The organism is Telluria sp. ZB4P34, assembly GCF_059686055.1.
Genome location: NZ_JCASIF010000004.1, coordinates 1 through 14512 on the forward strand (window position 1 = coordinate 1; position 14512 = coordinate 14512).

At 67.3% G+C, this 14512-nt stretch carries 13 protein-coding genes; 4 read left to right on the top strand and 9 right to left on the bottom strand.

What is annotated here, in order from left to right:
* Positions 1-145: 145 nt before the first annotated feature.
* Together AC56KL_RS09015 and AC56KL_RS09020 are read right to left on the bottom strand one after the other, a co-directional pair.
* Positions 146-949, bottom strand: coding sequence for an SPFH domain-containing protein (locus AC56KL_RS09015; protein ID WP_497179810.1), 804 nt, complete (start codon positions 947-949; stop codon positions 146-148).
* 125 nt (positions 950-1074) lie between these two features.
* The gene (locus AC56KL_RS09020; RefSeq protein WP_497179811.1) at positions 1075-1974 is read right to left on the bottom strand and encodes an alpha/beta fold hydrolase; all 900 of its coding nucleotides are present in this window, start codon (positions 1972-1974) and stop codon (positions 1075-1077) included.
* A gap of 224 nt (positions 1975-2198) precedes the next feature.
* Here AC56KL_RS09020 and AC56KL_RS09025 point away from each other — a divergent pair, with 224 nt between their 5' ends.
* A complete protein-coding gene (locus AC56KL_RS09025; protein ID WP_497179812.1) occupies positions 2199-4712 on the top strand; it encodes a TonB-dependent receptor plug domain-containing protein in 2514 nt (837 codons plus the stop codon).
* A gap of 205 nt (positions 4713-4917) precedes the next feature.
* On the opposite strand, the gene AC56KL_RS09030 is transcribed toward AC56KL_RS09025, so the two are convergent.
* From AC56KL_RS09030 to AC56KL_RS09040, 3 genes are read right to left on the bottom strand one after another with little or no spacing between them, the layout of a single operon-like run.
* A complete protein-coding gene (locus tag AC56KL_RS09030) occupies positions 4918-5721 on the bottom strand; it encodes a hypothetical protein (protein ID WP_497179813.1) in 804 nt (267 codons plus the stop codon).
* Positions 5722-5724: 3 nt separating this feature from the next.
* Positions 5725-6393: a hypothetical protein gene (locus tag AC56KL_RS09035; RefSeq protein ID WP_497179814.1), complete on the bottom strand. Its 669-nt coding sequence runs from the start codon at positions 6391-6393 to the stop codon at positions 5725-5727.
* Positions 6393-7556, bottom strand: a complete 1164-nt coding sequence (locus AC56KL_RS09040; protein WP_497179815.1) for an exo-alpha-sialidase — start codon at positions 7554-7556, stop codon at positions 6393-6395. The genes AC56KL_RS09035 and AC56KL_RS09040 overlap by 1 nt, the downstream gene beginning before the upstream one ends.
* 348 nt (positions 7557-7904) lie before the next feature.
* Here AC56KL_RS09040 and AC56KL_RS09045 point away from each other — a divergent pair, with 348 nt between their 5' ends.
* Both AC56KL_RS09045 and AC56KL_RS09050 read left to right on the top strand, forming a co-directional pair.
* Positions 7905-9020: a sensor histidine kinase gene (locus AC56KL_RS09045; protein ID WP_497179816.1), complete on the top strand. Its 1116-nt coding sequence runs from the start codon at positions 7905-7907 to the stop codon at positions 9018-9020.
* Entirely contained in the window at positions 9017-9808 is a 792-nt protein-coding gene (locus AC56KL_RS09050; protein ID WP_497179817.1) for a LytR/AlgR family response regulator transcription factor, read from the top strand. Before AC56KL_RS09045 ends, AC56KL_RS09050 begins: the two co-directional genes overlap by 4 nt.
* Before the next feature lie 153 nt (positions 9809-9961).
* Here AC56KL_RS09050 and AC56KL_RS09055 read toward each other — a convergent pair whose 3' ends face one another.
* From AC56KL_RS09055 to AC56KL_RS09070, 4 genes are all read right to left on the bottom strand, one after another.
* Positions 9962-10813, bottom strand: a complete 852-nt coding sequence (locus tag AC56KL_RS09055) for a phytanoyl-CoA dioxygenase family protein (protein WP_497179818.1) — start codon at positions 10811-10813, stop codon at positions 9962-9964.
* Positions 10814-10960: 147 nt separating this feature from the next.
* Positions 10961-12157, bottom strand: coding sequence for a glycosyltransferase family 4 protein (locus AC56KL_RS09060; protein WP_497179819.1), 1197 nt, complete (start codon positions 12155-12157; stop codon positions 10961-10963).
* 199 nt (positions 12158-12356) lie between these two features.
* Positions 12357-12920, bottom strand: coding sequence for a hypothetical protein (locus tag AC56KL_RS09065; RefSeq protein WP_497179820.1), 564 nt, complete (start codon positions 12918-12920; stop codon positions 12357-12359).
* A 112-nt stretch (positions 12921-13032) separates the two neighbouring features.
* The gene (locus AC56KL_RS09070; protein WP_497179821.1) at positions 13033-13590 is read right to left on the bottom strand and encodes a cysteine hydrolase family protein; all 558 of its coding nucleotides are present in this window, start codon (positions 13588-13590) and stop codon (positions 13033-13035) included.
* A 115-nt stretch (positions 13591-13705) separates the two neighbouring features.
* On the opposite strand from AC56KL_RS09070, the gene AC56KL_RS09075 reads away from it, so the two are divergent.
* Complete coding sequence (locus tag AC56KL_RS09075; protein ID WP_497179822.1) at positions 13706-14506, top strand: ferritin-like domain-containing protein; 801 nt, start codon at positions 13706-13708, stop codon at positions 14504-14506.
* The last annotated feature ends 6 nt before the right edge of the window (positions 14507-14512 follow it).

Sequence of the window (14512 nt, forward strand, 5' to 3'; positions counted from 1 at the left end):
CTTCGGACACCGTCACGACTTCGATGGTTTGGTTGTTCCTAGTCATACTCACAGTCATATTCCCATCCGTTAGGATACAGCATCGACTGTGTCTGGTGAATCAAGGGGCTATCTCACCATCGCATACCAATGGCCTCGCTGGCAGCTACTTCGCAGTTACGTTCACCATCCCCTTGAAGTCATACGGAATCACCACCGTCTGCACCTTGCCCTCGGCAATGCCTTCCGCAATCTTCATCTGGGCCTGCGCCTGCATGTAGCTGATCGCGCCCGCATTCGCGTTCAGCGCGGCGATGCGCTCGGCTTCCTTCTTCGCGATCTGGACCTCCACTTCCTTGGTCTTTTCCTCGTTCTTGGCGCGCACCAGGTTGTCGGCGCTGGCCTTCACGGCGTCGCTCGGCACCATGCTGCCCACGCGTACCTGCGAGATCACGATGCCGCTCAGCTTTTCCTCGTTGAGCGTGGCAGCCATGATCTCCTGGATTTCCTGCTCGATCTGGGCGCGGTTGTCGTTCATGTTCAGCGCCTCATACTTGCGCGCGGTTTTGTACACGGCATTGCGTGCGGTCTGGTAGATGTAGGCGTGCATCAGGTAGATGTCGCCGCTGTCGTCCACCGTGTGGAAGGAACGGCTCTTGTTGATGTACAGGTCGGACACCGAAGCCGGCGTGATGTTGTAGATCACGCTGATGTCGAATTCCTTCATGGTCGAATTGTCGGCCGCCAGCGGGGTAAGGTTCTGCACGTCGACGCTCACGTCCTTCACCGGGAAGGTCAGGATCTTGCCGACCATGGTCTGGTTGAAGCTGCCGGCGACGCGCTCTTCCGGCTCGATGGTCTTGTCGAAATTGACGCGCAGGCCCACTTCTCCGGTATCGACGATGGTGCAGCCGCTCACGAGTACGCCCATGGCGCCGGCCACGGCAATGGCGAGGATGCGTTTTTTCATTGTTCTCTCTTTCAGGATGTTCGCAGTGCGCGGCCGTAGCGGCGCGCGCTGCGAAAACGATAGCAGAGCCTGGCCGTGCGGAAATCCTCGCATTCTCACGCTCGCCGCGTCAGAGGGGCATGCCTCTAGCGTCCGGCGCGCAGGAAAGGCAGGGCCCGCGCCAGCAGCGCCTCGGGCGCTTCCTCGGGGATGTAATGGCCGCAGTCCAGCGCCTCGCCCTCCGCCAGCGTCGCGGCCTTGCGCCATTCGGCGAGCGGATCGAAGCAGCGCGCCACCACGCCCTGCGCGCCCCACAGGGCCAGCAGCGGCGTGTCCACCTTGCGGCCTGCTGCGCGATCGAGCCGGTCGTGTTCCAGGTCGATGCCGCTGGCGGCCCGGTAGTCTTCGCAGATGCCGTGGGCGGCGCCGGGCAGGGCCAGGCAGCGGGCGTATTCGGCCAGTGCGCGTGGGTCGAAGGGCGCCAGGCCCGCGCTGCGGCCGCCCAGCACGTCGCGCAGGTAGGCTGCCGGGTCGGCCTCGATCAGGCGTTCCGGCAGCGGGGCGGGCTGGATCAGGAAAAACCAGTGCCAGTAGGCGCGTGCGAAGGCTTCGTTCGTGCCCTCGTACATGGCCAGCGTCGGTGCGATGTCGAGGACGACGGCGCGCTCGACGGCGTGCGGGTGGTCCAGCATCAGGCGGTGCGCGACACGCGCGCCGCGGTCGTGCGCCATCACGGAAAACCGTTCATGACCGAGCGCGCGCATGGCCGCCAGCATGTCGAGCGCCATGCAGCGCTTGCTGTAGTTGGCGTGGCCGGGCGCACCCGGCGGTTTCGACGAATCGCCGTAGCCGCGCAGGTCGCAGGCCACCACGGAGAAGTGCGCGCTCAGGGCCGGCGCCGCCTTGTGCCAGATGGCATGGGTCTGCGGATGGCCGTGCAGCAGCAGGAGCGGCGGACCGGCGCCGCCGGCCACGCCGGCGATCGTGACGCCCTCAGCAGTGGTGATGCCGATGCTGCGGAAGCCGGGAAACAGGGAGGCATTCATGACGGGCTCGCGATGGTGGAAGAAAGCAGTGTAGCAGCCGCCCGCAGCACGGGCTTACGCCATCCTGACGTGCAGGAGGTGTTGTAAATATGCCGATCGTAAATATACGGTTTGACATCTTTTGGCTTGCCCAGCAGTATCGAATGGCGCCCGTTGGAACAGTGTCCAGGCATTCAGGCAAGCACACCGGGCGGCATGCTACGACAACAAAAGGAAAAACCACGATGCAGAAACATGTAACGGAAAAGACGGTCCTCGCACTCGCCATCGCCTCGCTGTTTTCCGGCGCGGCCCATGCCCAGGACGCAACGGGCGCAACGGGCGCTCCGGCGGCCACCGACCCGGGCGCCGCGGCCACGGTGGTGGTCACCGGCACCAGGGTAGCCAACCGCACCGCGCTCGACACCGCAGCCCCGGTCGACATCATCTCCGCCGAGACCCTCAAGAACTCCGGCAGCACCGAGATGACCCAGGCCCTGTCGATGGCGCTGCCGTCGCTGAACTTCCCGCGTCCGGCCATCACGGACGGCACCGACACCATCCGTCCCGCCACCCTGCGCGGCATGGCGCCAGACCAGACCCTGGTGCTGGTCAATTCCAAGCGCCGCCACGCATCCTCGCTGGTGAACGTGAACGGCTCGATCGGCCGCGGCTCGGCGGCGGTGGACATGAACGCGATCCCGACCGCCATCATCAGGAGCGTCGAGGTGCTGCGCGACGGCGCCGCCGCCCAGTACGGGTCGGATGCCATTTCCGGCGTGGTCAACCTGCGCCTGCGCACCGACCGCAGCGGCGGCGAGGCGAGCATCACCTACGGCGCCCGCAAGACCGAATACGATTTGTGGAACGGCGCGGCCCCGGCGGGCGCCACCTGGACCGCGCCCGCCTCGCGCGAGCGCACCGACGGCCAGACCGCGACCCTGAGCATCTGGAAGGGCCTGGCCCTGGGCGAAAGCGGCTACCTGACCCTGGCCGGCGAATACAAGAAGCAGGAACGCACCGAGCGCAGCGGCTACGACATGCGCCAGCAGTACCCGCGCTTAGGCAACGGCGCCTTCGATCCGCGCGAGCTCACCATCAACCGCTTCAATGCCTGGTACGGCGAGCCGGAGATGGAGCAGGTCACGTTCTTCGCCAATGCAGGCCAGAACCTGGGCGACGGCGTCAAGCTGTATGGCTGGGCGAGCGCGCAGAACCGCTTCGCGCGCTCGGGCGGCTTCTTCCGCCCGGCCCAGGATGCGCGCAACATCCCGTCGATCTACCCGGACGGCTTCCTGCCGATCATCGCGCCGACCGTGAACGACTTCGCGGCCACGGGCGGGGTCACCTGGACCACCGGCAGCTGGGACATGGACGCCTCCCTCGGCTATGGCCAGAACAAGATGGCCTATGACATCGAGAACACCCTGAACCGCTCGATCGGCCCGAGCAGCAAGACCGAGTTCTACGCGGGCGGCTATTCGTACGACCAGCTGGTGTTCAACGTGACCGGCGTGCGCGAGCTCCAGGTCGCCAGCCTGTCGTCGCCGCTGAACCTGGCGCTCGGCATGGAAGCGCGCCGCGAAGGCTATGAGCTGTTCGCGGGTGAGCCCGATTCCTGGCGCGCCGGCCCCGTGGTCCTGCCGAACGGCAGCCCGGCGGCCCCGGGCGCCCAGGTGTTCCCGGGCTTCCGCCCGTCCAATGAGGTCGATGAGCACCGCAGCGCGATCGGCGCCTTCGTCGACCTGGAGGCGAACATCACGCCGCAGCTGCTGGCCTCTGTGGCGGTGCGCGCCGAGCACTACACCGACTTCGGCAACAGCCTGGCCGGCAAGCTGTCCGGCCGCTACGACTTCAGCAAGTCCTTCGCCCTGCGCGGCGCGATCCAGAACGGCTTCCGGGCACCGTCGCCGCAGCAGCAGAACTTCACCGCCACCTCGACCAACTTCATCAACGGCGTGCCCTTCGAGATCACCACCTTCCGCCCGACCGACCGGGTGGCGGCGGCGCTCGGCGCCAAGCCGCTGGAAGCCGAGAAATCGGTGAACGCCTCGCTCGGCGCGGTGCTGCGCTTCGCTCCGTTCAGCATCACGGTCGACGCCTACCGCATCGACATCGAGGACCGCATCATCCTGTCGGAGAACCTCACCCAGGATAACGTGCGCAACTACATCATCTCGCAGGGGATCACGGGCGTAGGCGGCGGGCGCTTCTTCATCAACGGCGTCGATACCCGCACCCAGGGCGTGGACGTGGTAGTGAGCTGGCCGATGAAGACCGCAAACGCGGGCAACTTCGACTTCACGCTGGCGGGCAACTTCACCGACACGAAAGTGACGAAGACCCCGGTGACGGCGCAGCTGGCCGCGCTCAGCCCGGCCCCGGTGCTGTTCGACCGCCTCAACGTGCTGTCGCTGGAAAAGGGCCAGCCTGAGAACAAGATCAGCGCGAACGCCAACTGGAAGCTGGGACAGTGGGGCGCGACCTTCCGCGCCACCCGCTACGGCAAGGTGCTGTCGCCGGGCACGACCGCGGCGCTGGACTTCTGGATGGGTGCGAAGACGGTGGTGGACGTCGAGGCGCGCTACGCGTTCACGCCGAAGCTGAGCCTGGCCCTGGGCGCGGACAACCTGTTCGACCAGTATCCGGAAACCCTGCCGCCGGTGCTCAACTCGACCGGCAACACGCCGTTTGCCAACTACGCGCCGTTCGGGCGTGGCGGGCGCTTCATCTACGCCAGGATGAACTACGGCTTCTAAGCAGAGTCGGGCGTAGGGTGGTCGGCTCTGCCGACCGCGCGTTCAAATCATCTGTGAGCAGGTGTCCGGCTGATCGCAAGCCGATGAATGCGCGGTCGGCGAAGCCGACCAAGCGTTCAAATCACCTGTGAGCAGGTGTCCGGCTGATCGCAAGCCGGTTGAACGCGCGGTCGGCCAAGCCGACCACCCTACGGTAAAGATATAGTCAGCGGACCACCGCGCCCGCGCCGGCACTGAGCATCCAGCCGGCCAGCAGCAGGAACAGCATGAACAGGGCGAACAGCTTCGACAGGCGGCGAATGTCGTTTGCGTTCTCGAACAGCGCAGGACGGGTATAGGCCACGCCCGCGAAGTAGGCCGCGAACACGGTTGCCAGGTAGTGTACGGCGCCGAAGGTTTCACCAAGCTCGCCCTTGCGCGGGTGCTCGATCAGCAGGTGCGACAGCGCCACCAGCACCAGGTAGGGAATCGAGGCCGACAGCGGTGGCAGGTACAGGCCCAGTTTCTCGACCCATTGCCGCACCCCCGGCTTCGCGCGTGCGACCAGCGGCAGGATCAGGTTATGGGTGATGCCGGTAATGAAGATCAGCTTGAGCAGCACATTCTTGTGCAGGCTGCCATCGCCGACGGCCAGGTTATGGATGTTGGTCTCGGCCTGGCGGTTATTCTGCAGGAAGAATTCCGGCGACTGCACGTCGAGAATGCGCTGGAACCAGCTGATCTCCTCGAGCGCCGCCAGCGCGCACAGCAGGCTCAGGCCGCCCAGCGCCAATAGTTCCAGCGCGCCGCGGTCGCTGCGCTTGAGCCGCTCCGACAACGTGAACGCGAGCAGGCCGGCGATCACGCTAAAGCAGAGGAACTGCATCCATTCGACGATGCCGTCTTCCACCAGCAGGCGATCGAGACTCGTCCGCTGGTCCGACCAGGCGACGGCCAGCAACAGCACGAACAGGTTGATGACGATCCCGGTGGCGATTGCGGGATGGAGATACCACTTCTTGTTTGCCAAAGACTACTCCTTGATGGGTGAAAACGGTTCGGCGCCGGCCGCGGCCGGGCGCGAGGAGCGGCGGCGCAGGGAGCGCAGCGCGCCGCCGCCGAGCGAGAACAGCGACCAGCCCCACAGCAGCGGGTCGAGCAGGACGTCCCACAGGTTCCCGCTCGGCAGGCGCGCGATCGAGAACAGCAGCACGGCGCCGAGGATGGCGCAAGCCTGGGGCCGGGCCCGGCCGGCGATGATGGCGAGGGCGCAGCCGAGGGCCAGCAGCACGGCCGCCAGGGCGGCGCCCGCGCCGAAGCCGGCGTAATAGTAGCCGCCCGCGAGCAGTCCCATGGCGTCGAGGTACAGCAGCGCCCCCGTCAGCGCCAGCGGCGCGGCCAGCGCTGCCGGCATCAGCTTCGTTTCGTGTGCCGGCGCGCCGCGCCAGCGCGCATGCAGCGCGGCCAGGCACAGGCCCGTCAGCAGGCCGCTCGGGTACTGGAAAGCCAGCCCGAGGTGCCAGGCCAGCGAGGAAGCGCCGGGCAGCGCGACCAGCGCCAGGCAGGCGCAGGCGACACCAAGCAGGGCGGGGCGCGGCAGCGTGCGTGTGCGCGGCCAGAGGCCCACCCACAAGGCCGCCAGCACGACGGCCCAGGCCAGGCGGGCATACAGGAATTGCCACGAGAGCTGGGGCAAGTCCATCAGATATTCTCCCCGATGCTGATCCGGTAGCGGTGGTGCGCGATCGCCTTGCGCTGGTAGGTGTAGGTGATGTGCAGCTCCTTGCCGACCTGCTGCATGGTGGGATACGAAAACTCGTCGCGCGGGCCGCCGCTGGCCACGTCGGCTACGCTGCGCCAGCTGTGGCCGTCCTTCGACAGGGACAGGCGCAGCAGGCTGCGCGCCGAACCGCCCGCGCGGATGTGGTTGTGCAGCATCAGGAATTCGCCGTTAGCCAGGCGCAGCACGGCCATCGACGTGTTCTCGTTGTTCAGTTCGAGCGCCGGCAGGTCTTCCCAGCTGCTGCCGCCGTCGCGGCTGTAGGCATGCTGGACGCGCCGCTCGCTGCTGGCGTCGCGCATCCAGGCGCGCACCTCCAGGCCGGAAACCGGCACGATGGCCGGCTGCAGCGTGGTGGTGCGGGTGCCGATCCGTCCGATCCCGGTCGGCTCGCCGTCGGGGCCGAATGCCATCAGCATCGGATACTTGATGCCGAGCTCGAAATACACGGGCAGCCACCAGCCGCCGCCGACCAGCCCCACCGCATTGGTGCGCACCAGCGTGCTGGTATTGAACAAGGGCGACATCGGCAGCACGCGCTTCATCTCGAAGCTCGCGCCTTCGTTCGACGACACCAGGTGGGCCACGCGCGAGGCCGCCCATCCACCCAGGCCGGTGGCCACCACGTACAGGTGGATGCGTCCGTCCGGGGCGGTCCAGGCGACCGGGTTGCCGATGCGGCGCACGCCGAAACCGAGGGCCTTGCCGAGCGAGGCGCGGCTGGCCACTTCCCAGGGTTCGCCCCACTTGCCGCTTTCCCACTGCGACGCGTATACCTTGACGTCCGGGCCGCTCTCGCGGCTGCCGGCCCACCAGAAAGTGAGCATGCGGTCGCCCGGCAGCGTGGACAGCGCGCTGGCGTGGGCCGACGGCGTGTCGCGCGGCATCGGCACGAGCGAGCGCGACAGTTCGGACAGGGTGAGTTCGCCCGGCAAGCTTGCCTGCGGCGCGGAGGGAACGGCGGCGGCGCGCGCGCCGAGGGTCCAGCGCGTGGCCTCGGCGGCGGCGATGGCCAGCACCACGGCCAGGCAGGCGAGGGCGGTGCGGCTGCGCGCAGGCGCGCGCGGTGGCGGTGAACGCTCCATAAACTCCATTGGCCGGCCCCGGCAGGCCGGGGCCGCGACGCTCTGTGTGATCGGTACGGACAGGCACGGTAGCGCAGGCCATGTGGACGGCGGGTCCACCTCCCCTGGCGAGAAACGCTGGCTGGGCTGCTACCGGGCAAAGGCGTTATCCTACAGGAAAAGACGTCGATCCGGACAGCCCGGCTGCGGTTTCCCGCAACGCCTGCGCTCCGGTTCGGTCGAATGGCACGCCGGTTCATGGGTGGGAAAGCCGGCTTCGTCGCAGCCGGCTTGCCGCACCGGCATCGGCTGGGCAGAATGCTGTTCATTCCGGCAAGCCCGGCGAACAAGCACAGCGAGCGAGATCTTATGAGCAGCGCGACCATCACCGCCATCCCTCCGGCGCCCCTCCAGGCGGAGCGCCTCCTGCCCACCTTGTGGCGTGACGTGCGCCTGGCCGCGCTGGTCAGCGCGCTGGCCGCGGTCATGATCGTGCTGACGGTCGCCAAGCCCGACACCCTGTTCGAACAGCTGGTGTATTCGCTCTGCATCGGCGTGCCCGGCTTCGCCCTGGTCGACCTGGTGCGGCTGCGCTTCTTCCCGGTGCTGGACGGGCATCCGCGCCGCTGGCTGGCCCTCGTGGGCGTGATGCTGGCGGTGGCCGGGCCGGCCCATTTCACCGGCATCCACGCCGGCGCCGCCTTGCTCGGCCATGTGGCCCCAGGCCTGGAGGACTATCCCACGGTGGGAAGGCTCAGCTACGTCGCCTTCACTTTCCTCGGCCTGGTGACCATGTCGCTACTGGTGGCGTACCGCGAGCGCCTGCAGCGCGTGCAGCAGGCGCACCAGGAGGCGCGCCTGCGCGCCGAGACCATCGAGCGCCAGGCGCTGCAGGCGCAACTGCGGCTGCTTCAGGCCCAGATCGAGCCGCACATGCTGTTCAACACGCTGGCCAACCTGCAGGGCCTGATCGCGCTCGATCCAGACCGGGCCAACAGCATGCTCGACCAGCTGATCCAGTACCTGCGCGCCACGCTGGGCGCCTCGCGCTCCGAGAGCACCAGCCTGGCCGAGGAATTCGCGGCCATGGAAGCCTACCTCGGCCTGATGGGCGTGCGCATGGGCGAGCGCCTGGCGTACCGGCTGGCGTTGCCGCCGGCCCTGCGTACGCTGCGCGTGCCGCCGATGCTGCTGCAGCCGCTGGTGGAAAACGCGATCCGGCACGGCCTGGAGCCCAAGATCGAAGGCGGCGAGGTCAGCATCTCGGCAGAGGAGCGCGACGGCCTGCTGCACATCCGCGTCGCCGACACCGGCCTGGGTCTGGCGCACGCCGCCGCCAGCACGGCTTCGACCGGCGGCGTGGGCGTGTCCACCACCCGCGAGCGCCTGCAGGTGCTGTACGGCGAGCGCGCATCGATCCAACTCGAACCCGCGGGGCCGTCCGGCACGCTGGTCCGCCTCAGCCTACCCGTGGAGTCCGCATGAATATTCGCGCCCTGATTGCAGAAGACGAACCGATCCTGGCGGCGACGCTCGCCCGCACCCTCGCCGGACTGTGGCCCGCGCTGGAGATCGTGGGCACGGCGGCCAATGGCGTGGCCGCCGTGGAGCAGGCCCTCGCCCTGCGGCCCGAGGTGCTGTTCCTCGACATCAAGATGCCCGGCCAGACCGGCATCGAGGCGGCCGAGGAACTGGCAGAACGCTGGGAAGGGCCGGGGCCGTTTCCCCATGTGGTATTCGTGACCGCCTACGACGACTACGCCGTGCAGGCCTTCGAGCAGGCCGCGGTCGACTACGTGCTCAAGCCGGTGAACGAGGCGCGCCTGGCGCGCACCGTGGAACGGCTGCAGGGACTGCTTGCCAAGCACGAAGACGGGGGCGAGGAAGATGCGCTGGCCCGCCTGGTGGGCCGCCTGCAGGCACTGATGCCGGCCGCCCGGCAGCCGCAGCGCCTGGACACCATTCGCGCCGCGGTTGGCAACATGGTACGCATGATCCCGGTGTCCGAGGTGGTGTTCTTCCAGGCGACCGACAAGTACGTCAACGTGGTCACGAGCGAGGCCGAGGCGCTGATCCGCGTGCCGCTCAAGGAACTGCTGCCCCAGCTCGACCCCGACCTGTTCCGCCAGGTCAACCGCAGCACCGTGGTCAACATGGCTTGCGTGGCCAGCGCCGGACGCGACGCCATGGGCAAGGTGATGCTGAACCTGCGCAAGCGCCCGGAAAAGCCCCGGGTCAGCCCGGTCTATGCCCACCTGTTCCGGCAGATGTAGCGCGCTGTCGTCATGGTGGGCCGGGGCCGGCGTGCGTGGATGCATTGACGTGCGGCCTGGCTGTCGCTCGGGCGTCGCCGCAGTCGATGGCCGACGGTCCGCGCGCGCTGCGCCCGATCTGCCTGATCTGCCCCGGCCGGCTGAGCGCCTGCTTCAGGCGCGTGGCGGCATTTTCGCCAAGGGCAGCAATCGGTAAGCGATACGTTCTCCCGTTCGTTGCAGGCGCTGTAGCGGCGTTGGAGGAAGCAGCCGGTCCAGGCGGCGCGCGAAATGACTGACTCCGGGAACATCGACGCCGAACAGTTGCTGGCGTTGGGGGGAGTCTGCATAGCGTGCGAGATCGGTGGGGGCAGCGCTCGGCTTCGCTTTCATCCAGAAGTGGCCGTAGGTGTAGATGAGCGACGTGCGGATGTGTGGCGTACGGTTGTCCTCGGCCATATGCAAGACATGGGTGTTGAAGAGGACCGCGTCGCCGGCGCGCGGCACCACCCGCGTGACAGCGGAGGACGTCGATAGCGTCGGCCGATGCGGGTTGACGTGCGCCGGCGGAAAGTGCTGGCTGCCCGGGATGAATGCCAGGCACCCTTGCTCGGGATTGAGGTCTTCGAAAAAAAAGTGCAGTTTGACCAGGAAGTTTGGCGTGTGCGCATGGTTCACGCCCAGCACGTTCGCCAGGTCCGAATGGAAGGGACTGGTAAAGGTCGGGCCCGGGTAGAACAGGCGGGCGCTGGTCTCGTTCAGGGCCAGGTCCTCGCCAATCGTCATGCGCAACAGCGGAAACAGTTCCGGCAGGTCGACCAGGTCAATGAACACCGGGTCGGCGTCGAGGATTGCGGGAAGGTCGAAGAAGCGGGCGTTGTCCTTGCGGCTTTGCGCGATCGCCGCGGCGTGCCGGTCGCGCGCGGCGTTAAAGGCGCTTCGCACACGTGCCGTCAGGGCCGGATCAAGCAAGCCCGGTAAGTGGACAAAGCCCTGGCTGTCGAATTGAAGCTTAAGGTCCAGCAAATTATCTGAGCTATACATGGTAACGGTGAGGGTGGGGGGAAGTTGGGTTGCAGCTGGACGATGGCAGTCTGCGAGCCAGCTATCGAAGCGATGCAGGAGGTGAACGACGAGCAATGGGCGCAAGCCATCACGGCGCTGCCTCATACATCATGGCAGGGCAGCGACGCCAGGCGCCGCGTGCAGCGCCGCCTGTCGGAACAGGCGCAGTTGGCCGCGTGTCGTTTCGTCCCAGCTGAAGCCTTCCGCATACGCGCGCGTGGCAGCCCGGTCGGGGTAGCGTAGACGCAATTGACGTACGCCGGCCGCGACGCCGTGCGCGGTGCGGCTCGAGATCAGCACTCCCGCCGCCGGAGTCCGCACGACCTCCGGTGTGCCCCATACATCGGTTGCGACCACGGGTGTGCCGCAAGCCATTGCCTCGAGAAGCACATTTGCCCAGCCTTCGCGGCTCGACGCCAGCACGAGCGCGTCGGCGACGGCGTAGTAATTGCGCAGCTGGTCCTGTGGCAATGCGCCAACAAAGACGACACGGTCGGCGACACCGAGCCTGCCGGCGAGATTCTGCAGTTTCTTCAGGTCCGCGCCGGTCCCGACAATGAGCAGGCGTACGTCGGGCAGGGCCGGAAGGGCGGAAATGACGAGATGATGCCCCTTGCGCGGGTCCAGGTGGCCGACCGACAACAGGGTAAAGCCGCTCAAGCCCAGCAGCTTGCGCAAGGTATCGCGCGCGAGCGGCCGGAACAATTCAAGATCGACGCCATTGCGCAAGGTGGTGATGCGACTGCCATCCATCCCGAAACCGATCATCTCGGTTCGCAAGGCTTCGCAGACGGTAATCATGGCCGCGGAGCGCTCGCCTGCCCAGCGGATCATGCGCCGGCAAAAGGGGTAGCGTGGCATCAGGTTGATGTCCGTGCCCAGCGCAGAAATAAGGACCGGCTTGCGGAAATACTTGCCAAGCATGATCGCGGCCACGCCGTCCGGATAAAAGTAATGGGCATCGATGACGTCAAAATCGAAGCCCTCGTCGATCATGCGGCCGATCGTGTCCCTGGCAGCATAGGCAAGACTGAATGGGGCGACCCGCATGCTGACCTTCGGCACGAGCGCGTAGCGCGGGTGGAATACGTCGACACCGATCCGGGTTTCCATCGTTGGCGCCATCGCCAATGTGGCGTAGTCGGCAAACAAGGGATGGGAAAACGGAAACCAGGGCACTGGCGCCACGACCTTGGCGGTGACCTGGCCGGTTGCCAATTGATGCCTTAACGAGGTCTCGGTGAATATTCCGTGGTGCGGTTTCGCCGCGTTGGGAAACAGGGTCGTGAATGTCAGGACTTTCATGCCGATAGATCCCGCCGGGTTGCTTTGACAAATTCAGTTCATGTTGCAATTTCATCATCATATCAGTGATGGGCAGCTCCATGCATGCCTTTTTCATGGGCAATCGGATCGGCTATCTGCCGGGAACGGGCCCGGGAGTCCCGCTGCCGCCCTGGAGCCGGTCGGTCAAGTCCACGGGACGCCGCCGCATGCCCTCGATTCAAGGCAATCCGGCCCCTCGGGTGCGGCCGCGACGCGCCAGCCGCAGGACCGTGCCGCGCAGCAGGTGCGCCACGAAGGAACAGGCGGCGATGGTGGAAGCGATCAATACCGGCAACACGGCCCCGAAGGTGAAGCTGAGCGCCAGGGCGAAGCCGAGCACGTACTCCGCGCGCCAGGCCGGCAGCACCAGGGCAAGGGCGAAGGCGCCGAAGAAGATCCAGCTCACGGCCGGGTGGCCCAGCGTAAACGCCAGCGCCAGTGCGGCGCCCCACAGCAGCGCGGCGCCGAAGCGCAGCCGGGTAAGCGTAAGAAAGCGCGCGCGGCTGCCTTCCTGCACCAGGGTGGCGCCGCGGCGCTGGATGCGTCCGACCAGGAACCATACCAGCAGCGGTACGACGAGCAGGCCCCACCAGTTGGAGATGGCCGGCAGGCCGGGGTCGTTCAGCAGGTGGTGCGCAGGCACGCCGCCGTGGGTGTATTCCCAGCCAAGGTGGGCGACTTCGGCGGCGAAGGCGCTGGCGGTGAGGGCGAGACGGGATTGCAGGGCGGAGCGGGGCAGCATGGCGCGGTTCCTTTGCGGTAGGCCAGCGTTGATTGAATGTCAGGCAAGAGATCCATCCTAGCAAACTTGCCTGTCCTGCCACAATCCCCCATGGGTAATCTGGCGTGGCGCCTCAGGCGAGCATCTCCATGGCATGCGCCGACGTGGCGATCGACGCATATTCGCCGGACAGGTTGGCAAGCGACATCGCATGCACCTCGTCGGCGCTGCGCAGCACACCCGCATGGTCGTGGCGCGCGAAAGTGAAGCAGGCATCGGCGGGGACGGTCACGGCGAAGCCCAGGTTGCCGGCGCTGCGCACGCTGCACTCGACGGAGATGTTGGTGCTGACCCCGGCCATCACCAGCCTGTCGATGCCGCGTACCCGCAGCCAGCGCTCCAGGGCCGAGTGCACGAAGGCGTCCGGCACGTTCTTCTCGACCACGTGCTCGCCCGGCAGCGGCGCCAGGGCCGGCTGGAAGGCGGCGCCCGGCCCGCCGGGCGCGAACCCCGACGCCGGCGAACGCGAGATGTGGCGCACGTGGACCACCGGCGCACCCCTGGCGCGCCAGGCCGCCAGCAGCGCCGCCAGCCGGCTTTCCGCCTCCGGGTTGTTGCGCGCGCCCGCCGCCGGGCTGGCCATGCATTGCTGCATGTCGATGAGGATCAGGGCAGGGTGATGGTTCGGCATGGGCGTATTTATTCAAGTCGAAACACACATCATAGCGCGGCGGAGCGGCCATGCACACGGATGGGAGGCCGCGCTTTGCTACACTAGCGGCTTTGATCGAACCGAAGGGATGACGATGGCGCAACCGCTGGAGCTTCGCGCATGCGCTTTGCACGCCTTGCTTGCCACCGACCCGTCCGCCAAGACCGCCGGCGTGGCCGCCATGGCCGGCGCCCACCGTGCCGGCGCCTGGACGGTGCATGCCGACGCCGCCCTGGAAGCGCCGCCGGGCATTCCGGGCCGGCCGGCCCGCCCCGAGCTGGTGCCGCCGCGGCTCGTGGGCCGCCGCTCGATGGCCAGCATCGAGGGCCGCGCCATGCTGGTGCACGCCCTGGCCCATATCGAGTTCAATGCCGTCAACCTGGCCCTCGACGCGTTGTGGCGCTTTCCTGGCATGCCGCCCGACTACTACACCGACTGGCTGCGCGTGGCGAGCGAGGAAGCGCTGCACTTCGACATGCTGTGCGCCCACCTGGCGACGCTCGGCTATGCGTACGGCGACTTCCCCGGCCACGACAGCCTGTGGGAGATGGTCGACAAGACCCGCGCGGACGTGCTGGCGCGCATGGCGCTGGTGCCGCGCACGCTCGAGGCGCGCGGGCTCGATGCGATCCCGCCGCTGCGCGCCAAGCTGGCCCAGGCCGGCGACCTGCGCGCCGCGCAGATCCTCGACGTGCTGTTGCGCGACGAGGTCGGCCACGTAGAGATCGGCAACCGCTGGTACCTGTACCTGTGCGGGCTGCGCAAGCTGGAACCGGTGTCGACCTACGCGGAACTGACCGTGCGCTACGGGGCGCCGGTCCTGAAAGGCCCCTTCAATATCGAGGCCCGGCGCCAGGCCGGCTTCAGCGAAGCGGAACTGGCGCGCTTTTCCTGACGTAAC